Origin of the sequence: Micromonospora sp. CA-248212, from assembly GCF_050948405.1 — a bacterium.
Taxonomy (GTDB): Bacteria; Actinomycetota; Actinomycetes; order Mycobacteriales; family Micromonosporaceae; genus Micromonospora.
Genome location: NZ_CP192023.1, coordinates 1267752 through 1290637, shown reverse-complemented (window position 1 = coordinate 1290637; position 22886 = coordinate 1267752). Strand labels below are relative to the sequence as shown.

At 70.5% G+C, this 22886-nt stretch carries 25 protein-coding genes and 3 tRNA genes; 13 read left to right on the top strand and 15 right to left on the bottom strand.

What is annotated here, in order from left to right; genetic code table 11:
* Positions 1 to 15 precede the first annotated feature (15 nt).
* Positions 16 to 663, bottom strand: coding sequence for a PIN domain-containing protein (locus ACQP03_RS06110; RefSeq protein ID WP_357173096.1), 648 nt, complete (start codon positions 661 to 663; stop codon positions 16 to 18).
* Between the two features lie 4 nt (positions 664 to 667).
* Complete coding sequence (locus tag ACQP03_RS06105; RefSeq protein ID WP_357173093.1) at positions 668 to 1198, bottom strand: helix-turn-helix domain-containing protein; 531 nt, start codon at positions 1196 to 1198, stop codon at positions 668 to 670.
* Positions 1199 to 1370: 172 nt separating this feature from the next.
* Here ACQP03_RS06105 and ACQP03_RS06100 point away from each other — a divergent pair, with 172 nt between their 5' ends.
* Entirely contained in the window at positions 1371 to 2240 is an 870-nt protein-coding gene (locus ACQP03_RS06100; RefSeq protein ID WP_357127572.1) for a hypothetical protein, read from the top strand.
* On the opposite strand, the gene ACQP03_RS06095 is transcribed toward ACQP03_RS06100, so the two are convergent.
* Together ACQP03_RS06095 and ACQP03_RS06090 are read right to left on the bottom strand one after the other, a co-directional pair.
* The gene (locus ACQP03_RS06095) at positions 2230 to 2460 is read right to left on the bottom strand and encodes a DUF4326 domain-containing protein (protein WP_433460498.1); all 231 of its coding nucleotides are present in this window, start codon (positions 2458 to 2460) and stop codon (positions 2230 to 2232) included. The genes ACQP03_RS06100 and ACQP03_RS06095 overlap by 11 nt on opposite strands.
* Before the next feature lie 221 nt (positions 2461 to 2681).
* Positions 2682 to 2757, bottom strand: a tRNA-Lys gene (locus tag ACQP03_RS06090).
* 188 nt (positions 2758 to 2945) lie between these two features.
* Between ACQP03_RS06090 and ACQP03_RS06085 the strand changes: the two genes are divergently transcribed.
* Positions 2946 to 4217 (top strand): L,D-transpeptidase, encoded by a 1272-nt coding sequence (locus tag ACQP03_RS06085; RefSeq protein WP_357393682.1) that lies wholly within the window; start codon positions 2946 to 2948, stop codon positions 4215 to 4217.
* Positions 4218 to 4466: 249 nt separating this feature from the next.
* Complete coding sequence (locus ACQP03_RS06080) at positions 4467 to 5750, top strand: L,D-transpeptidase (protein WP_357173087.1); 1284 nt, start codon at positions 4467 to 4469, stop codon at positions 5748 to 5750.
* Between the two features lie 145 nt (positions 5751 to 5895).
* Here the strand turns inward: ACQP03_RS06080 and ACQP03_RS06075 are convergent.
* Both ACQP03_RS06075 and orn read right to left on the bottom strand, forming a co-directional pair.
* Positions 5896 to 5971: transfer RNA gene (locus ACQP03_RS06075), tRNA-His, on the bottom strand.
* A 108-nt stretch (positions 5972 to 6079) separates the two neighbouring features.
* Complete coding sequence (orn, locus tag ACQP03_RS06070) at positions 6080 to 6637, bottom strand: oligoribonuclease (protein WP_234581559.1); 558 nt, start codon at positions 6635 to 6637, stop codon at positions 6080 to 6082.
* Positions 6638 to 6743: 106 nt separating this feature from the next.
* On the opposite strand from orn, the gene ACQP03_RS06065 reads away from it, so the two are divergent.
* A complete protein-coding gene (locus ACQP03_RS06065) occupies positions 6744 to 8021 on the top strand; it encodes a glycosyltransferase 87 family protein (RefSeq protein WP_433460495.1) in 1278 nt (425 codons plus the stop codon).
* Positions 8022 to 8132: 111 nt separating this feature from the next.
* Here the strand turns inward: ACQP03_RS06065 and ACQP03_RS06060 are convergent, their stop codons facing one another.
* The 3 genes from ACQP03_RS06060 to ACQP03_RS06050 all read right to left on the bottom strand — a co-directional run bounded on the left by ACQP03_RS06060 (position 8133) and on the right by ACQP03_RS06050 (position 11568).
* Complete coding sequence (locus ACQP03_RS06060) at positions 8133 to 9005, bottom strand: hypothetical protein (RefSeq protein WP_396832714.1); 873 nt, start codon at positions 9003 to 9005, stop codon at positions 8133 to 8135.
* Positions 9006 to 9154: 149 nt separating this feature from the next.
* Entirely contained in the window at positions 9155 to 9886 is a 732-nt protein-coding gene (locus ACQP03_RS06055; RefSeq protein ID WP_357173085.1) for a YcnI family copper-binding membrane protein, read from the bottom strand.
* A gap of 17 nt (positions 9887 to 9903) precedes the next feature.
* Positions 9904 to 11568, bottom strand: coding sequence for a copper resistance CopC/CopD family protein (locus tag ACQP03_RS06050; protein WP_357173082.1), 1665 nt, complete (start codon positions 11566 to 11568; stop codon positions 9904 to 9906).
* Between the two features lie 202 nt (positions 11569 to 11770).
* Between ACQP03_RS06050 and ACQP03_RS06045 the strand changes: the two genes are divergently transcribed.
* The 4 genes from ACQP03_RS06045 to ACQP03_RS06030 are packed head-to-tail and all read left to right on the top strand — an operon-like array spanning position 11771 to position 14703.
* Complete coding sequence (locus ACQP03_RS06045; protein WP_357127593.1) at positions 11771 to 12361, top strand: sigma-70 family RNA polymerase sigma factor; 591 nt, start codon at positions 11771 to 11773, stop codon at positions 12359 to 12361.
* Positions 12362 to 12393: 32 nt separating this feature from the next.
* Positions 12394 to 12918: a MauE/DoxX family redox-associated membrane protein gene (locus tag ACQP03_RS06040; protein ID WP_357127596.1), complete on the top strand. Its 525-nt coding sequence runs from the start codon at positions 12394 to 12396 to the stop codon at positions 12916 to 12918.
* Entirely contained in the window at positions 12911 to 13627 is a 717-nt protein-coding gene (locus tag ACQP03_RS06035; RefSeq protein WP_357127599.1) for a DsbA family protein, read from the top strand. The genes ACQP03_RS06040 and ACQP03_RS06035 overlap by 8 nt, the downstream gene beginning before the upstream one ends.
* Positions 13624 to 14703 carry a hypothetical protein gene (locus ACQP03_RS06030; RefSeq protein WP_433460491.1) on the top strand — a complete coding sequence of 360 codons (1080 nt, stop codon included), beginning with the start codon at positions 13624 to 13626 and terminating at the stop codon, positions 14701 to 14703. Before ACQP03_RS06035 ends, ACQP03_RS06030 begins: the two co-directional genes overlap by 4 nt.
* A 96-nt stretch (positions 14704 to 14799) precedes the next feature.
* Here the strand turns inward: ACQP03_RS06030 and ACQP03_RS06025 are convergent, their stop codons facing one another.
* Genes ACQP03_RS06025 through ACQP03_RS06010 form a run of 4 tightly spaced genes read right to left on the bottom strand, consistent with a single transcriptional unit; the run spans position 14800 to position 17475 of the window.
* Positions 14800 to 15558, bottom strand: coding sequence for an energy-coupling factor ABC transporter ATP-binding protein (locus tag ACQP03_RS06025; protein ID WP_433460489.1), 759 nt, complete (start codon positions 15556 to 15558; stop codon positions 14800 to 14802).
* Positions 15555 to 16325: a cobalt ECF transporter T component CbiQ gene (gene cbiQ / locus ACQP03_RS06020; RefSeq protein WP_357127607.1), complete on the bottom strand. Its 771-nt coding sequence runs from the start codon at positions 16323 to 16325 to the stop codon at positions 15555 to 15557. The genes ACQP03_RS06025 and cbiQ overlap by 4 nt, the downstream gene beginning before the upstream one ends.
* Before the next feature lie 14 nt (positions 16326 to 16339).
* A complete protein-coding gene (locus ACQP03_RS06015) occupies positions 16340 to 16759 on the bottom strand; it encodes a PDGLE domain-containing protein (protein ID WP_357127610.1) in 420 nt (139 codons plus the stop codon).
* Positions 16756 to 17475: an energy-coupling factor ABC transporter permease gene (locus ACQP03_RS06010; protein WP_357127613.1), complete on the bottom strand. Its 720-nt coding sequence runs from the start codon at positions 17473 to 17475 to the stop codon at positions 16756 to 16758. Before ACQP03_RS06010 ends, ACQP03_RS06015 begins: the two co-directional genes overlap by 4 nt.
* Before the next feature lie 232 nt (positions 17476 to 17707).
* On the opposite strand from ACQP03_RS06010, the gene bcp reads away from it, so the two are divergent.
* From bcp to ACQP03_RS05990, 4 genes are all read left to right on the top strand, one after another.
* Positions 17708 to 18184, top strand: a complete 477-nt coding sequence (gene bcp / locus ACQP03_RS06005) for a thioredoxin-dependent thiol peroxidase (RefSeq protein WP_357173073.1) — start codon at positions 17708 to 17710, stop codon at positions 18182 to 18184.
* A gap of 31 nt (positions 18185 to 18215) precedes the next feature.
* Positions 18216 to 18812, top strand: a complete 597-nt coding sequence (locus ACQP03_RS06000; protein WP_357127619.1) for an HNH endonuclease signature motif containing protein — start codon at positions 18216 to 18218, stop codon at positions 18810 to 18812.
* Positions 18803 to 18876 (top strand) — tRNA-Leu (locus tag ACQP03_RS05995). The genes ACQP03_RS06000 and ACQP03_RS05995 overlap by 10 nt, the downstream gene beginning before the upstream one ends.
* A 61-nt stretch (positions 18877 to 18937) precedes the next feature.
* Positions 18938 to 19474 carry a GNAT family N-acetyltransferase gene (locus ACQP03_RS05990; protein WP_396832682.1) on the top strand — a complete coding sequence of 179 codons (537 nt, stop codon included), beginning with the start codon at positions 18938 to 18940 and terminating at the stop codon, positions 19472 to 19474.
* Positions 19475 to 19497: 23 nt separating this feature from the next.
* Here ACQP03_RS05990 and ACQP03_RS05985 read toward each other — a convergent pair whose 3' ends face one another.
* Both ACQP03_RS05985 and ACQP03_RS05980 read right to left on the bottom strand, forming a co-directional pair.
* The gene (locus ACQP03_RS05985) at positions 19498 to 20532 is read right to left on the bottom strand and encodes an expansin EXLX1 family cellulose-binding protein (protein WP_357127625.1); all 1035 of its coding nucleotides are present in this window, start codon (positions 20530 to 20532) and stop codon (positions 19498 to 19500) included.
* Between the two features lie 96 nt (positions 20533 to 20628).
* Positions 20629 to 21447 (bottom strand): MOSC domain-containing protein, encoded by an 819-nt coding sequence (locus ACQP03_RS05980; RefSeq protein ID WP_357173067.1) that lies wholly within the window; start codon positions 21445 to 21447, stop codon positions 20629 to 20631.
* Between the two features lie 215 nt (positions 21448 to 21662).
* Here ACQP03_RS05980 and ACQP03_RS05975 point away from each other — a divergent pair, with 215 nt between their 5' ends.
* The gene (locus ACQP03_RS05975) at positions 21663 to 22739 is read left to right on the top strand and encodes an LCP family protein (RefSeq protein ID WP_357173064.1); all 1077 of its coding nucleotides are present in this window, start codon (positions 21663 to 21665) and stop codon (positions 22737 to 22739) included.
* Positions 22740 to 22886 lie beyond the last annotated feature (147 nt).

The window sequence follows — 22886 nt, the reverse complement described above, 5'->3', positions numbered from 1 at the left end:
TCGCGCCTTGCTTGGTCACTTCGCAGCCGATCCGCGGGCGTCAAAGCGCGTCGCCGGCTCGCCGACCCGAGGTTGCGGAGGCGGCACCAGCAGATCGACCGCCGCCTGTCGCATCATCTCGACCGCAGACGTCATCCCGTAGCGGCGGTCGAGAATTTCCAAGATGTCCTCTTCGGCCTGAACCCGACCCAGTCTGCCGGAGCGTTTGGCTATGGCAGCCACGGCAGCGCAGGCTCTAACCGGATCAAGGGAGACGGTATTGGCTGCGAACTCTTTGGGCGAGAGCACCTGCAACCCGCGAGGCAACTTACCCGGAGGCAGGTCTCGCACGTTAAGCGTAATGACAGCGCCGGCGTTGGCGACAACCGCGGCAGCAACGAGATGCTCATCGTCGGGGTCGGGCAGGCCGTAGGTACCTTCCAGACCCTCCCACCCACCGACCTCCGCATCGTCGAAATGCTGTCTGATCTGCTCGATGCGCTTGGCGGCCTCGTCAGCTTCATGCCCTCGCTCGATCAACTTTGCTCTCTGCTCGTATTCCAACTCCTCGAGCACGACCGAATTCCACACAGGCCGATACAAGCCCTCGATCGCAAGGGATAGAAGAAAGTCGCGTTGCAGGTCTGGCCAGAGAACACAGGTGTCGAGAAGGGCCGTGAACACTGGCCTATTCTGTCAGGCCCTTGCGGCGTCGTGCGACTGCGCGACGCGTTTCGCGCAGTCGCCGCGTCAACGCGTCGAGGTCTTCCTCGTCATCAATGTCCACTGAGGTTGCTTCAAGCGCGGCGTACTGGTCAGCCCTGCGCTGCGCCCGGTACGCAAGCAGGTCGGGGAGAAGGATGCGTCGGTGAGTCCCCAATCGCTCAAACGGAACCTTGCCCTCGTCAAGCAACTTGACGACCGTCGGTCGACTGACTCCGAGCAGGTCGGCGGCTTGCTGGGTTGTCAGCTTCAGCGTCCGCGGAGCCACAGTCACCGCAAACCCCTGCTGGAGCGCCTCGACAACCTGGCGAAGCGCCCCGTAGACCTCGGCTGGAAGCTCGACGCGGTCACCTGGGGTGGCTCCGGCCAGGAAGTAACGTGGTGCGACCGGCCCCCGTCCCGTCCGCTCGTGGGCCTGGATGAAGTCGTGGACCTGGGCAACCTGCCCATCAGCTTCTGGCAGGTACGTCTCTTCCTTCAGTGCAGCCGCAGTCATGACGCCTCCTAGTCGAAATCATCGTAACCACCTTCGTTTCTTTCGTCCACGAAACGGATGAGACAGGCCGAGGGCAACCCGCGATGGACTAGCGCCAGATCCGCCGAACATGAGACTGTCTATGTAACTCAGTGCGTTCCTATAGCTACATCTAGCGATGTAGGTGGTTTCGATGGAACAGCTTCCGTTGTGGGGACCGAGCACCGACGACGAGCCAAAGCCAGTCCTGGCACGACCAGCAAGACTTCGCCTCCTGATCACAGTGAAGGCGGCCCCCAACCCCTCCGCCCGGTACGGGGAGACGGTTTGCGTCGGGGCACTGGGCCTGGACCCGCCCTGGACGGGGTGGATCCGCCTCTATCCCGTGCACTACCGGGATCTCGACGACGACAGCAAGTTCCACAAGTACGACGTCATCCACGTTGAGGCGCTGCCAGCCAGGCAAGACCAGCGGCGCGAGAGCTGGAAGCCGATCGTGGACACGATCACGACCGAGCGGCATCTTGCCAGTCGGCAATCGCGTCGGAGTCTCCTCGATCCACTCGTCGAAGACTCCATGTGCCGGCTCAACAAGCAGATCCGTGAGGATCCGAGCGGACGATCGATCGCGTTGATTCGCGCGGTTGACATCTCAGCTCTACAGGTCAAGCGACATCCCGGCTGGTCAGCGGAGGACCGCAAGAAGATCGAGGGCTACCTCAACCAGCTCGATCTGCTGGAACCGACCAAGCGCAGCGCACTTCAAGCACCACGCTTCACTGGTGCGTACCGCTACCGTTGCGCGGACCGCCATTGCCGCGGCCACCAGCAGACCCTCTGGGACTGGGAGTTCGTCGCCCTACAACGCAGGCTGGACCGACTCACCGACGCGGAGGCTGCGGAGCAGCTGAGAGACAAGTTCCTCACCCAACTCTGCGGGGCTGACCGCGACGTCGCCTTCTACGTAGGCAACCAGGCGGCACGACCGCAATCCTTCAGCATCGGCGGTGTCTACGCACCGAGACGGCCCGCAGCTCGACACCGATCGCACGTCAACCGATGAGTTCGGCCAGCACGTCGGCATGGCACGGGTCCTCAGTGCGGCACCAGCACGCCAACTGCTTCCCCGTGAGTTCCCGCCGCGCTCGATCAACAAGAGCAGGCTGCCCCACAAGCCATTGCCGATAGAGGCGTAACGCCTCCGCCCGATCATGCTGCCGCAGGCTGAACGGATTGGCCCACGGAGAACGTCGCAACCCGAACCCCTGCCGTCCGACGTACACGGCGCCAGGCGGCACAACCGGGTGGTAGAGGTCTCCCCGCACGCGAACCCGCCGACGTCCCCCCACGCCACCACCGTAATCGTCAACACCCGGCCCTCGCGAGAATGCTCGAGGAAAGTCGGTCGCTCCGGTCCTTCGACTTTTCGACCCGTGCCCACCGCCCGTCGCACGCGAAAAAGGCCCCGACCCGGTAAATCAACCCGGTCAGGGCCTTGCTCGTTTGGTGCGCCGCCAGGGACTCGAACCCCGAACCCGCGGATTAAGAGTCCGCTGCTCTGCCAGTTGAGCTAGCGGCGCTCGTTCGGCAACGGAGAGAACATTAGCACCCCGCCAAGGCGGGCTCCAATCCGGTTACCCGACTCCCCCCTTCGGTCGAGCTTAACGGGCATACAGCCACAAACCAGCCCTCGGGCCTGGGACGGGGGCGTAGGTCGGGCCACTGATACGGCACGATGTCCGCCAGGTACGCGAGAACAGAGGTGGGGATGGCACGGTTCACGCGAGCCGGGGCGGTGGTGGGCGCTCTGACTCTGGCGGCGTCGCTGGCACTGACCGGGTGCGGCGACGAGCAGAAGAAACCGGAATTCGTCGGCGGGACGTCGGCGGATGCGGGTACCGCACCCGACTCGGCCGCCCCGTCGACGAGCGGCGAGCCCAGCGCGCCCAGTGGGCCGGCGCTGACGCTGAGCCCGGCCGACGGCACGAAGAACAAGCCCGTGAGTACGGAGATCAGCGCCAAGCTGCCGAGCGGCGGGAAGGTGTCCGCGGTCACCCTGACCGCGGCCAGCGGCGCGACCGTGGAGGGCAAGCTCCGCGCCGACGGCTCGGCCTGGGTGCCGTCCGCGCCCCTGAAGTGGGGTACGAAGTACACGGCCACGGTGACGGCGAGCACGCCGGACGGCACGAACAGCCAGGGCACCAGCTCCTTCACCACGATGGCCAAGCCGAAGTCGACCATCGGGTCCGGCCTGTACCTCTTCGACGACAAGAGCTACGGCGTCGCGATGCCGGTGGTGACCGAGTTCCACCCGGGCATCCCCAAGAAGGATCGGGCGGCGGTGCAGAAGCGGATGTTCGTCAAGACCGACCCGCCGCAGCCGGGCGCCTGGCACTGGGTCGACAACGGCACGCAGGCGTACTACCGGGCGCCGGAGTACTGGAAGCCGGGCACCACCATCAGCGTCCGGATCGCGTTGGCCGGGGTGCCGCTGAGCAACGGCAGGTACGGCGACATCGACCGCAAGGCGACCGCCAAGATCGGCCGGTCGTTGGTGATGAAGGTCGACAACGCCACGAAGAAGATGTCGGTGTACGAGAACGGCGCGCTGACGCGCACCATCCCGGTGAGCCTGGGCAAGAAGAGCACCCCGTCGTCCAGCGGCACGATGGTCGTGATGGAGAAGAAGGAAGCCACGGTCTTCGACACCCGTGACGATCCCGATCCGGCCAACCGCTACGTCACCGACATCCAGTTCGCCCAGCGGCTCACCTGGGGCGGCGAGTACATCCACGCCGCGCCCTGGTCGGAGCACGTGCAGGGACGGCAGAACGTCTCGCACGGCTGCGTGAACGTGTCGACGGCCAACGCCAGGTGGCTGTTCGACAAGACGCGGATCGGTGACCCGATCACCATCAAGGGCACCGAGCGCAAGATCGCCGCCGGCAACGGCTGGACGGCGTGGAGTCTGAGCTGGTCGGAGTTCATCAAGGGCAGCGCGCTGCCGGTACCCAAGGGTGGATCCGGCCCGGCGCTCTGAGCGTCCGGCGTCGTCGCGCCGGCCCTGCCGATGGCACGGGCCGGCGCGTACCCTTGCACTGCCCGCGACGTGACGGCGGCGGCGACCCTTCGGCTTCGACAGGAAGACGAACCCTAATCACGAAACGCCGGATAGTAACAAAAATCCGACATCGTGCGCGGCGTGTTCCTGCCCACCCGCGGCAACCAGGACCGGTTCTGACACGTCTTTAGGAGACGATGGGTCAGCGACCACGACTGTGAGGACATCATGCGAGCTAGCCAGGACCAGCTGATCCCGCCCCGCGGGCGACGCCGCGTGCTCGCGGCGGGACTCCTCGCCGTGGCGTTGGCCTTCACCGCCGGCTGCACCGACGGCGACGGCGGTGGCGGCAAGCCGTCCTCGTGGCAGGGCGGGGCCGAAACACCCGCGCCCAAGGCGTCGGCGACCATCGCCGAACCGGCGGCCGACGCCAAGGACGTCCCCGCCTCCACCGGCATCACCTTCACCACGCAGGATGCCCAGGAGACCGCCGTCGAGCTCAAGGACGCGGCCGGCAAGGCGGTCAAGGGGACCCTCGCGGCGGACGGCAAGTCGTGGTTGCCGAGCGAAGCCCTGGCGTACGGCACCAGCTACACCGCCACGGTGACGGCCACCGGCGACGACGGTCGGCCGGCCACCGCGACCAGCACCTTCACCACGATGGCCAAGCCCGACAAGCAGGTCCGGGTGAGCAGCTTCCTCGGCGACAACCAGCAGGTCGGTGTCGGGATGCCGCTGATCGTGAAGTTCAGCCGGGACATCCCGGAGGATTACCGCGACGACGTGCAGCGCCGCATGACGGTGACCTCGACGCCGGCCCAGCCGGGCATCTGGCACTGGGTCAGCCCGACCGAGGTCCGGTACCGGCCGAAGGAGTTCTGGAAGGCGAACAGCAAGGTCTCGTACCGCGTCCAGGCGGGTGGCCTGCCGATGGGCGACGGCTACTACGGCCGCGCGGACCTGTCGGTCGACATCAAGATCGGCCCCAAGCTGATCATGACGGTCGACAACAAGACCAAGCGGATGACGGTGACCCGCGACGGCAAGGTGATCAAGACGATCCCGGTCAGCCTGGGCAAGAAGAGCACCCCCTCGTCCAGCGGCACCATGATCGTGATCGAGAAGCTGCGCAAGACGGTCTTCGACACGTTCGAGGAGCTGGGCCCCGAGGACGGCTACCGCACCAAGATTGACTTCGCGCAGCGCCTCACCTGGGGCGGCGAGTTCATCCACGCGGCCCCCTGGTCCGAGGGTCAGCAGGGCAGCGTCAACGTCTCGCACGGGTGCGTGAACGTGTCGATGGCGAACGGCGACTGGCTGTTCAAGAACACCGAGGTCGGTGACCCGATCACCGTCAAGGGGACCGAACGCAAGCTCCAGAACGGCAACGGCTGGACGGACTGGAACATGAGCTGGGACGAGTACGTCAAGGGCAGTGCCCTGCCGTACGACCCGGACGCCCCGGCGGCCCCGGACGCCGCCGGCACCCCATCGCCGACGCCGACGAGCTGAGCCGAGAGGCTGATCCACTCCAGGTCGGCGATGTCGGGGTGTCCGGGCGGCTGGATACCCGCAGATCGGCGACCTGGAGTGGATCAGCCAGGCGCGCGGCCCGCACAAACAGCTCAGGCCCCCTCCGAGGAGGGGGCCTGACTATTGGGGTGACTGATGGGAATTGAACCCACGACAACCGGGACCACAACCCGGTGCTCTGCCAACTGAGCTACAGCCACCATGCCTCCGACACTCGGTCTGTCGCCCCGGGCGTCGTGCGGACCAATAATAGCCCCACCACCGCGCACGGCGTCCAGCGGGTTCCCCGCCGGCCGAGCGGCGCCGGATCAGAGCTCGGCGGCGATGCCCTTGGCGGTCTCGACGTCCGGGCCGGGCAGCGGCACGAAGATGGTGCGCCGGTAGTACTCCAGCTCGCGGATGCTCTCGCGGATGTCGGCGAGCGCCCGGTGCGCCAGGCCCTTCTGCGGCTGGCCGAAGTACACACGGGGGTACCAGCGGCGGCAGAGTTCCTTGATCGACGACACGTCGATCATGCGGTAGTGCAGGTGCGCGTCGAGGCGGGGCATGTCCCGGGCGATGAAGCCGCGGTCGGTGGCGATCGAGTTGCCGCACAGCGGCGCGGTACGCGGGTCCTTCACGAAGGTGCTCACGTACTCCAGCACCCGGTCCTCGGCCTCGGCCAGGGTGACCGCCGACCGACGGACCTCCTCGGTGAGGCCCGACTTGGCGTGCATCGTCTGGACGATCTCCGGCATCGCCTCCAGCGCCGCCTCGTCGGCGTGGATCACCACGTCGACACCATCACCGAGCACGTTGAGGTCGGGGTCGGTGACCAGTGCCGCGACCTCGATCAGCTTGTCACTGCCGAGGTCCAACCCGGTCATCTCACAGTCGATCCAGACGAGGAGGTCAGCCACCGGGACAGCCTACGCGCAGCCCACGCCCCGCTGCTGCGCGCTCTTCAGGGGGTGGACCGCTAGGGTTTCTCAAGTGCCAGCCGAACCCATCGCACCGCCCGCCGTCACCGACGACGATCCCGGTGGCCGTACGGTCCGTCGGCTGGTCGCGATCGTGGCGCTGGTCGCCGTGCTGCCCGCGCTCTACCTGCGCAACCTGGTGCACAACTTCTTCGATCTGAAGATCTACATGTCGGCGATGGACTGGTGGACGGCCGGTCACCCGCTCTACGACTACGTCCAGCCGGACCGGGTGCAGGGTGAGTTGTACTTCACGTACCCGCCGTTCAGCGCCCTGTTGTTGTGGCCGTTCGGACTGCTCCGGCTCGGCGTCACCGTGACGATCTTCACGGTGCTCACGGTGGCGGCGGTGGTGCTGACCACCCGGTGGCTGGTGATGCCCGTGATCGTCCGCCATGACCTGCCCCGCACGTTCACCGTGACGGCCGCCGTGCTGCTGGTGCTGGCGGTGGAGATCACCCGCGAGACGATCACCCTCGGGCAGATCAACATGCTGCTGGTCGTGCTGATCCTGGCGGACCTGTTGTTCGCCGTACCGCAGGCGCGGCGCTGGGCCGGGGTCGGCATCGGGCTGGCGACGGCGCTCAAGCTCTTCCCGGGCATCTTCATCGTGTACCTGGTGGCCACCCGCCGGTGGCGGGCCGCCGCGGTGGCGAGCGTGACGGCGGCGGCGGCGACCCTGCTGGCGGCGGCGGTCGCGCCCGGCGACTCCTGGCGGTTCTGGACGCAGGAGCTGTGGGACACCGACCGGGTGGGACGCACCGACTATGTCGGCAACCAGTCGGTCTTCGGTCTGCTGAGCCGGTTCACCGCGCCGGAGAAGCCGGACCGGCTGCTGTGGTTGGTGATCGTGGCGGCGGTGGCCGGCTACGGACTGTGGCGGGCTGCCCGGGCCGCGCGGGCTGGTCACGCGTTGACCGGCCTGACCCTGACCGGCCTGGTCGGTGCTCTGATCAGTCCGATCACCTGGACCCACCACATCTACTGGTTCGTGCCGGCGGTGGTGCTGCTCGCCGACGCCGCGCTCAGTGCGAAACGCCCGGACGAGGTACGCCAGCGGTGGTGGTCCGCCGCGCTCGCCGTGGGCACCACCGCCGTGATCGTCTACGGCGTGGTGACGTTCCAGAAATGGGGTACGGCGCCGGTCCGCACCCACGATCCGGTCGACTTCGTCCTGCAGAACCCCTACGTCCTGCTCAGTCTGCTGCTGCTGGTGGCGCTGCCGGTGCGCGTGTACCGCCCGGTCCGCACGGAGGAAAATTCGCGCCAAATGGACACAAGTCCCCAGTAATGTCCATCGCCGCTAATCTGAACCCATCTACCTCAAGCGTCGCTCGGGTAGCACCGCTCCCCCGGTGAGAGTGGCCCTTCGCGTCGGCAGCGCGAAGGGCCACTTGCCACGTCAGTCCTCCGGCGTCGGCCGGGCCGGCTCCGCGCCGATCGCCGACCGGGACCACTCGGACACGCCGGAGCCGACCGGGGCGAGCTGTCGTACGGCCGGCACCGACCGGACGGGATGGGGATCGCGGACGCCCAGGCCGCTGAGCGACGTGACCCCGAGCCGGCCGGCGAGGACGGGCACCTGGTCCGGTTCGACCACGAAGACCACCTCACGCGGACGCGGTGGGCGCAGCAGGAGCAGCACCGCGCACGCCACCAGCAACACCCCCGCCACCAGCAGTCCCCAGGCGACCGGGCCGACCCAGCCGGCCCGCAGCTCGGCGCGCAGCTCCAGCGTCAGGTCGGCACGGCCGTCCGGGCGCATCACCACCAGGCTCATCGGCTCGCCCGCGAGGTCGTCGGCGCTCCACTCGACGGTGCCGATGCCCTCGCGTACCCAGAACGGAAGGCCCAGCGGCGGGCGGACCGCATCGACGGCCGGGGCCACGGGTGGGACCGCGGCTTCCAGACGGACCGGCAGCGGCCCCCGGGCCAGCGCCACCCGGCGGACCGAGGCGTACGGCACGGACTCCAGCCAGTGGCGCACCTCGGCGGTCGGCGCGAGCCCCACGAACGCCGGGCCATCGGGCGTCCGGGCGTCGAGCCGCAGACGGGTCTGCGTGCCGCGCGCGAAGGGCGCCTCCCGCCGCAGCAGCCGGTCGAGGTCGGTGACCACGACCGCGTGGCCCGGTGTGCGGACGGTTTCGAACCGGGCGGCGTAGGCCCCACCGGGATCGGTGTGCCGGGCGACCAGCCACAGTCCGCCGCCGGCGAGCAGCGCCGGAATCCCGATGACCAACAGCAGCATTCCGGCGATCACCCGCACGAACCGCATTCGCACTGTCCCCCTCCGTAGCCAGATACCCGGCCGACCTTACCGACGTACGCCCGCTGATCAGGGGATATCCACGGCACGGCCGCTCCCGGCCCGGGACGCACGCTGGCCCGCCGGATTTCCGGCGGGCCAGCGGGTGAGCGACGGGATCAGGACTTGGCGGCCGGCTCCCGGCGGGTCCGGGCAAACGCCAGGCCGCCCAGTGCCAGGCCGGCCAGGCCGGCGACGAGACCCGCGACGCCGAGGCCGAGGGCGACGCCGTCGCCCTCGTCGTCGTCGTCCTTGTCGGCGACGGCCACGGCGGACGGCGCGGCGGCCGACGCCGTCGGCGCGGCAGCCGTGAGGGTGAGCACCGGGGCGGGCTTCTCCGGCTCCTCGCCGCCCGGCTGCGGCTCGTCGATCCAGCGCGAGACGTTGCCGTCGGAGTACGTCTGGAGGGTCTTGAAGACCATCGTGTCGACCTTCGGCAGCGGCCCCATCGAGACGCCGAACTCCTGGAACTGCCCCGGCTTGACGGCCGCGTCACCCGTGGCCGTCCAAGTGATCTTGGAGACCGCCTCGGTGAGCTGGCTGCCGTGCACCTCGATCGGCGGCTCCACCTTGCGCTTCTCCGTCGCCACCGTCCAGCCCGGCACCGGGATGGTCGACACCGAGCCGACCGGGGCGTTCTCCGGCAGCACCACCTCGAGCTTGGTGGTCGAGGCGGTGTCGCTCTCGTTGGGCACCCGGAACGCCACCCGGGCGTAGCCGCCCTGGGTCGCCTCCTTCGGGTTCACCGTGACGTGGGCGGAGGCCGGACCGGCGAAGCCGAGCACGGCGGTGGCGACGGCGGTCAGCGCCAGGGCGGCAGCGGCGGATGCGGTACGCCGGAGTCGGGTCATGGGTGTCGTGGACCTCTCTAACGGATGGGCACGGTGGCGGTCACCGTGGCCTGGTCGATGTCGGTCGTGCGAGCGGTGATCTTCAACTGCCACTCGCCGGCGGCCGGCAGGCTGATGTCGCCGTACGCGTGGTTGTCGGTCAACGGCAGCAGCGGCACGTCGATCGGCTCGATACCGGCCGACGGCAGCGCGGCGGTCGCCCGCCACTCCACCACCGGCAGCGGCAGGTTGTCCTTGCTGTACGCGTACAGGTGCACCGAGTTGTTGCCCCGCTCGGCCGGGCTCAACTCGACCTGCATCGAGAAGAGCGAGCTGTTCAGGGTGGTGGAGAAGAGGCCCGCCTCGACGCCGGAGGAGTCGGCCGCCGCCGTCCGCGCGGGCGCGGTCTGCACCAGGGTCGCGGACACGGCCAGCACCACGGCGGTGACGGCCAACTCCACCAGGACCGCCCGGCGCACCGGCGCCGGTCGCTGCGCGGCCACCCGCCGACGGACCAACTGCCGGGAGTACGCGGCCACGGCGATCACGATCGCGAACAGCCCGATCTTGGCGAGCAGCAGCCGCCCGTAGGTGGTGCTGAAGAGCGCGTCGAGGGTCGCCACCTCGATCAGCGCCTGCACGGTGCCGGCCAGCAGCAGGGCCGCGACGGCGAGCGCGGCCCAGCGCGACCAGATGGGCAGGATCGCGCCCAACTCCCGCTCGTCGGCCTGGCGCAGCAGGAAGACCGCGAGCATGAGCAGGCCGCCCAACCAGACCGCCATGCTGCCCAGGTGGACCGCGTCGACCACCACGGACACCGCCGGCGCCGGGGAGGCGGCCGGGTGCCCGGCCAGCGGCCAGGTCAGCAGGGCCGCCCCGCCGAGCAGCGCCAGGATGATCGCGTCGGTACGGCCGGCCGGACGTTCCAGCAGCGGCCGCAGCAGGAACGCCGCCGCGGCCAGCAGGCCGAGCCGGACCAGGTGGGCCGCGCCGAAGGTACTGCCGAAGACGCTGCCGAACCCCGCGCCGGTCACGTCGAAGAGGCCACCACCGGCGGTGTAGGGCACCTGCAACCACAGGTCGGCGAGAGTGGCCAGCGCCGTCAGGCCGAGACCGGCCCAGGCCAGCCGGGCGGGCCCCCGCCGGGAGAGCCGCCGGGGCCAGAGCGCGGCGAGCACCAGGACCGGCCCGACCAGCAGCACCAGACCGGCGTACCCGAGGAACCGGGCCACCTTCACGGCGGTGCCCACCACCGGGTTGGCGCGGCTGTCGTTGCCGGAGTCAACCGGCGGCGTCGAGGGCGCGCCGACCGAATAGGTGAACGCGCCGGAGACCGGGTGGCTGTCGGCGGAGATCACCCGGAAGCTCACCAGGTAGGTGCCGCGCCCGGCGGCCGGATCCACCGGAATGGTCACCACCGCGCCCGCGAACGACGGCTCACCCCGGTCGGCCCGGGAGCCGTCCGGAGCGATCACCCGAACCTTGTCGGGGACCTTGCGGACCGACTCGCTGAAGGTGAGCACCACCTCGGATGGGCCGTTCGGCACCACCGAGGAGGCGGCCGGGCTGCTGCTGGACAGCACCGCGTGGGCGCTGGCCGGGGTGGCTGGCGCGATCAACAGGGCGACGACGGTGACCAGGAGGCCGGCGGCGGCAGCCAACCGGGCGGCCCAGCGGCGGGGGGCGACAGTCATGCCTGCCATGGTCGCCGACCCCAGTGGATCTCGGCGAACCGAGTCGGGCGAACGGCTCAATTCCGCTCAGCCGCCATCGCCGCGCGGGAGAGGTCGCGTGTCATGAGCAGGTAGTCGGCTGACGACGGGGAAAAGTTCCCGACGTGTCGCAGACCATCCAAGGGCCGAAGGACCCTGACGCCGCACCCGACGCCGCGTAACCTGGTTTGTCGTGATCCCCGTCCCGCGCGACACCGGCCCCGCCGGCCCCACCGGTCCGTCCGGTGACGCCGGCCCGGACCCGGCGACCGAGTCGGCCCTGACCGCGCGCGACGGCGACCCCACCGCCCAGGCGGTGTTCGTGCGGTTGACCCAGGCCGAGGTCTGGCGCTTCACCGCCGCCCTGGTCGGCCCGGACAGCGCCGACGACCTCGCCCAGGAGACGTACCTGCGGGCGTTCAAGGCCCTGCCGGCGTTCGAGGGCCGGTCCAGCGCCCGCACCTGGCTGCTCGGCATCGCCCGGCGCGCCTGCGCCGACCACCTGCGCACGGTGGTCCGCCGACGTCGCCTCGACGAGCGACTGGTCGCGAACGCCCACACCGACCGTCCGCACCCCGACCACGCCGGGCAGCTCGGCGCCGACGACCTCGTGCGGCGGCTGAGCCCCGAGCGACGGGCGGCGTTCGTGCTCACCCAACTGCTCGGTCTCTCGTACGCCGAGGCCGCCGCCGTCGAGGGAGTGCCCGTGGGCACCATCCGCTCCCGGGTCGCCCGAGCCCGCGACGAGCTGGTCGCGGCGGTCGACGACGCCCGCACCGGCTGAGCCGGGAACTTCCGGCTGAGACGGAACGACAAATGAGCGTGACTGCACCCCCCACGCGGGTCGGCCGTTGGACGGCTGTCCGGCCCTGGCTCGGCACGGCGGCCCGCCTCGGCCTCGCCGCCGTCTGGCTCGTCGCCGGGGCGTCGAAGGTCGGTGACCTGGCCGCCTCGGGTCGGGCCGTGAACGCGTACCAGGTGCTGCCGTACGACGCCGCGACCGTGATCGGCGCGGCGCTGCCCTTCGTCGAGCTGGCCCTGGGCGTGCTCCTGCTGCTCGGTCTGGCCTCCCGGCTCACCGCGGCGATCTCGACCGCCCTGCTGCTGGTCTTCATCGCGGGAATCTCCTCGGCCTGGGCGCGTGGCCTGGCCATCGACTGCGGCTGCTTCGGCAGCGGCGGGCAGCTCGCCGAGGGGCAGGCCCCGAGTTACCTCCCGGAGATCCTGCGGGACCTGGGATTCTTGGTACTGGCCGGATTTCTGGTGGTGTGGCCGCGTACGCCCGTATCAGTGGACGGCTGGCTGTCCGCCGAACCCGCCATGGAGGACGAGGATGAGTAGTCGCAAGGGTCAGCGGGACGCGGCCCGGGTGGTCCGCGAGCAACTGGCCCGCGAACGACGTCGCCGCCGCACGATCTGGGTGTCCGCCGCCGCCGTCGCGGTACTGGTCATCGCCGGACTGATCGGCTGGGGCGTCTGGTCCAACCAGCGCTCGGACAGCTTCACCACGCCGCCCGGCGCCAACGGGCCCGGCACCGGCATCGTCACCGGCGGCGGCCCGGTCACCGTCGACGTGTACGAGGACTTCCTCTGCCCGGTCTGCAACCAGTTCGAGCAGAGCAGCGGCGCGACGTTGGAGCAGTTGGCGTCCGAGAACAAGGCGAAGGTGGTGTACCACCCGGTCGCCTACCTCAACCGCTTCTCCAGCACCGAGTACTCCACCCGCTCGTCGGCCGCGTCCGGCTGCGCGGCGGCCGGCGGCAAGTTCCGCGAGTACGCCAAAGCGCTCTTCGCCAAGCAGCCACCCGAGGACAGCGCCGGGCTCAGCGACGACGAACTGATCGACATCGGCGTCGGCGTGGGGCTGGACCGGGGCTCGTTCGGCGGCTGCGTGAAGGACGGCACGTACAAGACGTGGACCGAGCACGTCACCGAGGAGGCCAGCCGCAGCGACGTCACCGGCACGCCCACCATCCTCGTCAACGGTCAGCCACTCGCCGACCGCACCCCGCAGGGCCTCACCGCAGCCGTGGCGGCGGCCGGCAAGTGATCCGTACCGTCCTGGCGCGCGCCGGCCTGATCGCCGCCGCCGCGTGCGCGGCGACGCTGCTCGGCGCGGCGCCCGCCGCCGCACACGGCGCGGACGCCCCGGACGGCACCGACTACCGCGCCCGCGTCACCGGCGTCACGCCGGCCCGGCCCGGTCTGACGGTCCGGGTCATCGAGGCGGGCGCACGCCTGGAGCTGACCAACCGCACCGGCCGGGCGGTCGAGGTGATCGGCTACTCCGGCGAGCCGTACCTGCGGATCGGTCCCGACGGTGTCTTCGAGAACACCCGCTCCCCCGCCACGTACCTCAACCGCACCCTCGCCGGCGACACCGCGCTTCCGGCCGACGCCGACCCGGCCGCCGCACCGTCCTGGCGGCGCATCGCCGACGGGACCACGGCACGCTGGCACGACCAGCGGGCACTGTGGCCGGAGTCGACGCCGCCAGCGGAGGTACGCGCCGCGCCGGAGCGCGAGCACCGGGTCCGGGACTGGACGGTGCCGCTGCGCGACGGCACCGACCCGCTGACGATCGGCGGCACCCTGGACTGGGTGCCGCCGCCGGACGCATACACCTGGTGGGCGGTGAGCATCGTCGGCCTGCTCGCGGTGGGTGCGCTCGGCCTGTTCGCCGCCGCCTCCACCGCCGGGGCGCGGGCGCTAGCCGTACTCGGCGCGTTGCTCGTCGTCGGCGGCGCGGTAGCGGTCGGCTATCCGGTGGGACGGGAGATCGACGCGGGCGCCCAGGGCGTCGGTGGGGTGCTGTCCGGGCTGCTGTCCGGGCAGATCTGGTCGCTGCTCACCGGCCTCGGCGCGGTCGCCGCCGGCTGGTACGCGCTGCGCAGCCGCCCCGCGGCTGACTTCGCGGTGGCGCTGGCCGGGGCCTGCCTGGCGCTCTTCGCCGGGGTGGCGAACGCCGCCGTGTTCGCCCGGTCCGTCGCCCCGGTGCCCTGGTCGCCCGGGGTCGCTCGGGTCATGGTGGCGGCGTTCCTGATCACCGGCGTCGGCGCAACAGCCGCCGGCGTCCTACGCCTACACGCGGCCTCCCGGGCCGCCGCCCTCACCCCCACCCCCTGACCTCCCGCGATCTTGCAGTTTGTGTCGCCGAAGTACCGGCATTCGCGGCATCTGTCGGGACAGCAAGTGCAAGATCGCGGGACCGGGGTGCGGGGGTCAGAGGTGTGGGGTGAAGCCGTACGGGAGCTCCAGGCGGTGCTTCGCCAGTAGGGGGGCGTCACCGAGCAGCGTGCGGGTTGGGGCGTCCGCCGCGATCCGGCCGCCGTCCAGGATCACCGAGCGCTCGCACAGCTCCGCCGCGTACGGCAGGTCGTGGGTGACCATCAGCAGGGTCACCGGCAGGCCCCGCAGGATCTCGGCCAGCTCACGGCGGGCCGCCGGGTCCAGGTTCGACGACGGCTCGTCCAGCACCAGGATCTCCGGGTGCATGGCCAGCACGGTCGCCACCGCCACCCGTCGGCGCTGCCCGAACGAGAGGTGCTGCGGGGCTCGGGCGCGGTGCTCGCTCATCCCCACGGCGGCCAGCGCCTCGTCGACCCGGGCCGCCAACTCCGCCCCGCGCAACCCCAGGTTGGCGGGCCCGAACGCCACATCCTCCGCCACCGTGGGCAGGAAGAGTTGGTCGTCCGGGTCCTGAAAGACGATGCCCACCCGGCGGCGCACCTCGGCCAGCGTCGCCCGGTCCGGAGTGACCGTCAGCCCGCCGACGCTCACGTTGCCCTCGGTGGGCGTGAGGATGCCGTTGAGGTGCAGCACCAGCGTGGTCTTGCCGGCGCCGTTGGGACCGAGCAGCGCCACCCGGTCGCCGCGCGGCACCGCCAGGTCCACGCCGTGCAGCGCCACGTGCCCGTCCGGGTACGCGTACCGAACACCACGAACGTCCAGCGAGAGGGCGGTCTGCACGACTCCGATCATGTCAGCACGACGGCGGTCGCGGCGATGGAGGCCGCCACCACCGGCACGGTCGCCGCGACCAGCCACTGACCGGCGGTCGCCGCGCCGTCGCCCTGCCACACGGCGGGCATCCGCCCGGTGTAGCCCCGCGACAGCATCGCCAGGTAGACCCGCTCACCGCGTTCGAAAGCGCGCAGGAACAGCGCGCCGATGCCGGCGGCGAAGCCACGCAACTGCCACAGGAAGCGCGGGTCGTCGCCCCGCGAGATGCGCGCCACCCGCATCCGCCGCGCCTCGCCGACCAACACGTCGAGGTAGCGCAGCATGAACGTGGCGATCTGGGTGAGGATCTGCGGGCAGTGCAACCGGTCCAGCCCGACGATCAGGTCGCGGGTGGTGGTGGTCGCGGCCAGCAGCAGCGAGGCGAGGACGCCGAGGGTGCCCTTGGCCAGGATGTTCCACGCGCCGTGCAGGCCGTCCTCGGACAGCCGCAGACCCAGCACCTCGACCCGCTCGCCCGCACCGAGGAACGGCAGCGCGACCGCGAACAGCACGAACGGCACCTCGATCAACGCGCGGCTGAGCAGCCAGCGCGGCCCCACCCGGGCCAGCGCCGCCACCAGCGCCACCAACAGGGCGTACGCCCCGAAGGCCCAGAACGCCTCGCGCGGAGTGGCCACCACGGCGATCGTGAAGACCACCATCGCCACGATCTTGACCTCGGGTGGGAGCCGGTGCACCGGCGAGGCCGACTCGCGGTACAGCACGTGCCCGTGACCGGCGCCCATCGCGTACCCCCTGCTCAGTCGCTCGTGCCGGTGCGGCCGTGCCCAACGGCGACCGCCGCGCCCTCGGCGGACGTGCCCCCGTCGCCCGTGGCCGGCGCGGTGTCCCGGCGGCGCAGCAGCCAGAAGCCGCCGAGGCCGATCGCGAAGGTCACTAACACGCCGAGCACCCCGGAGAGACCGGTCGAGAGGAAGCTGTTCTCCACCCCCCGTACGCCGTAGTCGGCCAGCGGGCTGTCGCCCAACTCGTGGTCCCTGGCCTGCTGCGCCGGGCAGCTGCCACCGACGATGTTGTCGTCGGCGTCGACGGTGCAGCCCTTGAGCAGGGAGGAGTCCAGCCCGTCCGGGTGCGACGAGGCGTAGTTGCTCACCACGCCGGCGAGCAGCAGGGCGACCAGCAGGCCACCGGCCAGAAAGGCCCAGGAACGGTTCTTCATCGGACACCTCCGGTGACCGGGACGGCGGGGGTGGTGGTCGGGGTACGCAGGGAACGCAGCGCGTACACCAGGTCGGGGCGGACCTTCGCGACGGTGAGCACGGTCGTCGCGGTGATCAGGCCCTCGCCGATGCCGATCAGCACGTGGACGCCGGCCATCGTGCCGGCCAGACCGGCCAGGTTGTTGCCCAGGTCGGTGGTGCCGCCCAGCCAGTACTCCACGACGAAGCCCTGGGACGCGACCACCACGCTGACCAGGGCCGCGACGAACGCGGTCACCGCCAGGCCCGCCCGCGTGCGGGGCAGCACCCGCAGCAGGACCGAGATCAACAGGTACGCGGCGGCGGTGCCGAGCAGCGCCATGTTGGTGATGTTGAGGCCGAGCATCGCCACCCCACCGTCACCGAAGATCAGGGCCTGTACGACGAGGACCACGGCCACGCAGAGCGCACCGACCCACGGGCCGACCAGCATCGCGGCGAGCGCGCCACCGAGCAGGTGACCACTCACGCCCGCCGTGAAGATCGGAAAGTTGAGCATCTGCACGGCGAAGATGAACGCCGCCACCAGGCCGGCCATCGGGGCGAGCCGGTCGTCCAGGTCCCGCCGGCCACGCAGGACGCAGTAGGTGAGCGCGACGAGCGCGAGCGCAGCGAAGATCGCCGCCACGGGACCGTCGATGATCCCGTTCGAGATGTGCATCGCCAGTGTTTCCACGCGACCTCCCACGCGTCAGCGGACCCGTCCGGACCCGGCGGGGGTCAGCCTATTTCCTACGACTTGTTGTTGCCAGACTCTGGCAACAACGCATGGTCTTGATCACTTCGGTCGACCCCGGTTTCCCTGATGTCGCGGTGTCCGCGGCTCGGGGACACCGCGCTTTCCAGGAACACGAGCCGGCGCGCGCCGGCGACGCGGGGCGCGCACGCCCGGCGGTAGGGTCAGGGCCATGACCGCGCCCGATCGTCTCTCCCCCGGTGACCCCGCGCCCGAGTGGACCCTGCCCACCGACACCGGCGACCAGCTCTCCCTGGCCGACCTGCGCGGCCGCAAAGTGGTCCTGTACGCCTACCCGGCCGCGATGACCCCCGGCTGCACCAAGCAGGCCTGCGACTTCCGCGACTCGCTCGCCTCGCTCCAGGCGGCCGGCTACGAGGTGGTCGGCGTATCCCCCGACAAGCCGGCGAAGCTGGCCAAGTTCCGCGACCGCGACGCGATCACGTTCCCGCTGGTGTCCGACGCGGACAAGGCGGTGCTCACCGCGTACGGCGCGTACGGCGAGAAGCAGCTGTACGGCAAGACCGTCACCGGCGTGATCCGCTCCACGTTCGTCATCGACGGCGACGGCAAGATCGAGCGGGCGCTCTACAACGTCAAGGCCACCGGGCACGTCGCCAAGCTCCGCCGCGACCTCGGGCTCGACTGAGACTGTCCCACCGGACCGCTACCGTGCGTCAATGGTCCGATACAAATACACACCGGAGCTGCTCGCCGAGGCGGCCGCCGCCGCCCGCAACATCACCGAGGTGATGCGGATGCTCGGCGTACGCGTCAGCGGCGGCTCGCACGCGCACATCAGCCGCCAGTTGAAGAAGTTCGGCATCGACACGTCGCACTTCACGGGCCAGGCGCACAACCGAGGCGTGCGGTGGCGGCGGCTGTCCCCCGTCGAGCTGATGGTCGTACTACCCGATGGCTCTCGCCGGATCCCTGGGTTCCGCCTCAAGCGCGCCCTGGCGACAATCGGCCTTCCCGAGACCTGCGAGATGTGCGGGACAGGATCGTCATGGCAGGGACGACCACTGACACTGCACGTCGATCACATCAACGGCGACTTCCTCGACAACCGGCCCTGCAACCTGCGGCTGCTATGCCCGAACTGCCACAGCCAGACCTCCACCTACGCTGGGCAACGACGGGCTGCACCCATCGCGCCCGAGGTGGTCTACGATCCTGAGGCGGTTACTCCAACGGGTTTTCGGATAGGCCGACGACTACCTCGTCGACCAGAATGGCCGTGGACGCCGGTGGAGTTCAGTTTCAAGGGGCCGTAGCCCAACGGCAGGAGGCATGCGGTTTAGGTCCGCACCAGTGCGGGTTCGAATCCCGTCGGCCCCACAACAGATCGGTTGTCGACCGCGTCACGGTGGTGGGCCACGAGCCCGGTCGACCGGTCAGGATGGGCGCCGTGACTCTGCGCTTCGTCCTGGATCCCGAGCTGACCCCTCGGCTGCGCGCCGAGATCGTCGCCCTCTGGGTGGACGTCAGCAACGCCGGCGGCGCGGTGGGTTTCGTGCCACCGGTGACCGCCACCGACGTCCGTACGATCGCCGACCCGACGTTCGCGGGCGTCGCCGACGGGCCGGACCGGCTCCTGGTCGGATACGACGGTGACCGGCCCGTCGCGGTGCTGGTCTTCCGCGACAACCGGTTCGGGCTCAAGGCGCACTGGTGTGTGCTGAAACGGGTGATGGTCCACCCGGACCAGCAGGGCACGGGCTGCGGGTCGGCGCTGATGCGCGAGGCCGCGCGGCTGGGCCGCGAGATGGGCCACGAGGCGCTGCACGTGACGGTGCGCGACGGGTTGGGGTTGGACGGGTTCTACCGCCGCCTCGGATACCGGGAGATCGGCCGACTGCCGGGCGCGCTGCGGGTGGCGCCGGGCGACGACCGGGACGAGATCCTCATGTGGCTGGACCTGACCCCGACCGACTGAGGGACCGGAGCGCCGCGCAGGGCTCAGCCGCACCAGCGGGCGGTCGCCCCGGCGGGTCGCGTGGAGGGCCCGTCGGCGGCCGGGGTGGCCGGCGCGTTCGCCACGGCCACCTTGTCGGCGCGGCGGGCCGGTGTCGGCGTGCCGTTGGGTCGGGCGACCGGCGGACGGGTCGTCGTAGGCGGACGCGTGGTCGCGGCGACGACGCCGCGCTCGTACATTCGCACCACGCTCGTCTGCACCTGGCCCGGCGTCATGCGGATGCCGGACACGGTGACCCGGTGTCCGTACACGTCGCTGACCCGCACGCTGTACGGGCCGGGGCCCGCGCCGGAGGCCAGCAGCCAGTAGTTGTAGTCCTGCCGGGCGGTTGCCCGCCACGGGCCGCTGGTGCCCTGGCGCACCTCGACGGCGCGCAGCGGGTTGCCGTGGTTGCCGATCCGGACGGCGAACCAGAACTGCGACGCGCCCTCCTTGATGCGGAAGGTCAGCGGGCCGGGCAGCGGCGGGTTGACGGCCGCGCGGTAGGTGACCTGGACGAGCCCCTGGACCGGGTCGGCGATCCGGGCGAACGCCTCCCGGGACAGGTCGAGGTGTCCGGGCTCGCACTCCGGGCACTGGTCCATGATCAGGACCCGGACGGCGCCCTTCGGGCCGGTGACGTCGAGGAAACCGCCGCAGGCGGCGCCTGCGGCGTACTCGGTGGGGCCGAGGGCGACGTAGAGCCGGTTGGCCGGCGCGGCCGGGTTCGAGCAGTTGCCGCCGGCGCCCTTGGAGTCGTAGAAGGTGGCCTTGCCGCTGTGGGTGGCGGTGCCGGTGGGTGGCGCGGCGGCGAGGGTCCGCCCGGCGGCGCAGGCCGGGGTGGAGCCGGACCGCAGGGTCAGGGTGAGTCCGAGGGCCGCCGCGAGCACGGTGACGCCGGTGGCGACCAGCCAGGGCATCGGGCCGGACGAGGACGCGGGCCGGTCGTCCGGAACGCGGTCCAGGTCGAGGTCGATGTCGACGTCCTTGACGGCGAGGGCGGGATCCTCGACGCCGCCGGGAGCGCTTCCGTCGGTCACGTCGCGATGCTGCCGGAACGGCGTACGGCCGGACAAGGCGGCTAAGCGAAAGCTAAGAGAGCATCGACGGACGGTGACGAGCCCGCCGCTGGCCGGTCAGGGTTCGACGACGAGCGGGTCGCCGATCCGTATCGGTCCACTGTCGACGGGCACCACGTTCAGTCCGAACAGGAGCTTCTGGCGGATGTTGCGGTGGCGGCCGAGGGTGCGTAGGGGCTCCTTGGCGCGTACCCCGGTCTCCTGGTCGGTGGTGGTGACCACGCAGCGGTCGCACGGCCCGGCGGCGCGCAGCCGCACGTCGCCGACGCGCAGCGACCGGCCCGCCCACCCGTCCTCGGCCCAGGCCGGCGCTCCGTCGACGACCAGGTTGGGCCGGAATCGGGTCATCGGCACCGGCTCCTCCCCCGCGTCGGCGAGCCAGCCGTTGAGGGCGTCGAGGGAGCCGGTGCTGGTCAGCAGCAGCGGGTAGGCATCGGCGAAGCTGACCTGGTCGCCGGTGTCGTACTCGCGCCCGGCGGCGGGCAGGTGTCGCGTCGGACTGGCCATCCAGACCAGCCGGACGGGACGGCCGAGGAGCGCGCCGAGCCAGGCGTCAGCGGCCGGGCCGGCGTGCAGCGCGGGGACGGAGGTCGTCCGGCTGCGGAAGGTCCGCACCCGCACCGGCTCGCCGCCGGCCGGTTCCGGCACGTCGAGGTCGGGCCTGCCGTCGGCGCGCAACACCAGGCCGCCGGGGCGCACGCTGGCCCGCAGGCCGACCAGGCGGGTCGTGTCCCGCTGGGTGACGCCGACGCCGTCGGCGTCCACCACCATCCAGCGTCGGTCGCCGGCCAGGCCCCACGGCTGCACGAACGCGCCGTCGTGGTCGAGCCGGTGACAACCCTTGACGGGGTACGTGTGGATCGAGGTCAGCCGCACCCGGTAACCATGACATGCCGATGCCGTCGCCGGGATGCCGGTGGTCGGAGGGGCTCTCGCAGGCGATGGCCCGTCGGAGCTTCGTTGCGTCCACGGCTGCTTCGCACCAGGTTGGGCCACTGCCTGTCGAGAAAAAACTTTCAGTCGCCAAACGGACCCGGATAGGCACCATTGGGGGTACATGGCTGGAACGTGAAATCAGTAGCATCGCGCCCATGCAGTATCGCCAGGAGTACGCGGAACCCGAGACTCAGCAGATCGCGGCGCAGTCACCCACCGAGCCGACTGAGCCGACGGAAGAGGCGCGTCCGAAGCGTCGCAGGTGGAAGAAGATCGCCCTGATCACGCTCGTGGTTCTGGCGCTTGTCGTCGGTGGCGGCGCGGTCGCCGGAGGCCTCTACTACCGATCGATCAACAACGGGATCGAACGGGTCGACGCGTTCGACGGTGTGCCCGAGGCCGAGCGTCCCCAGGTGGCCGAGAAGGCCAAGGGCGCCATGAACATCATGATCCTCGGCAGCGACTCGCGTGACCCGGAGAGCGACGACGGCTCCCGCACCGACACGATCATCCTGGCCCACCTTCCGAAGGACCGGTCCAGCGCGCAGCTCATCTCCATTCCTCGCGACACGTGGGTGAGCATCCCGAAGTCGGCGCAGGGGCGGGGCGGCCGCGACGCGAAGATCAACGCCTCGTTCGCCTGGGGTGGCGTTCCGCTGATGGTGCAGACGGTGGAGAAGTTCACAGGCGTACGGGTCGATCACGTGACGATGGTCGACTTCGGTGGCTTCAAGGAGATCGTGGACGCCCTCGGCGGCATCGACGTGGACGTGGAGAAGGGCTTCACGACGCTCTACGCGCTCAACGGCAGCCGTACGTTCAAGGCGGGCCGGCAGCGGATGGACGGTGCCGCGGCGCTCGACTACGCACGAGAACGCCACGCCTTCGCCGACGGCGACTTCGCCCGGATCCGGCACCAGCAGCAGGTCATCAAGGCGATCCTGGACAAGGCGGCATCCGGCGGGACGCTGGCCAACCCGGCCAAGCTCAACTCGTTCGTCAAGGCCACGGCGGACGCGGTGGCGGTGGACAAGTCGCTGAACCTGCTCGACCTGGCATCCGAGCTGCGCGATCTGCGCAGCGGCAACCTGACGTTCCTGACCTGTCCCACGAAGGGCACCGGCATGATCGGCAGCGAGAGCGTGGTGCTGGCCGACAAGGAGAAGGCCGCAAGGGTCTTCGGGGCGGTGCGCAGCGACAACGTGCCGGAGATCCTGTCCTCGGCACAGTAGGACATCGACGTTCATCTGCCGACCATGGTGGCGCGTCCCGACCGATCGTAGATTTCGGTCGCCGTTCTGGTCGTGGGAAGTGACTGGGGCGTTCACGGGGGAGGTCCACAGTGTCAGGCCAACCGGCGACAAGCCGTACGCCAACGC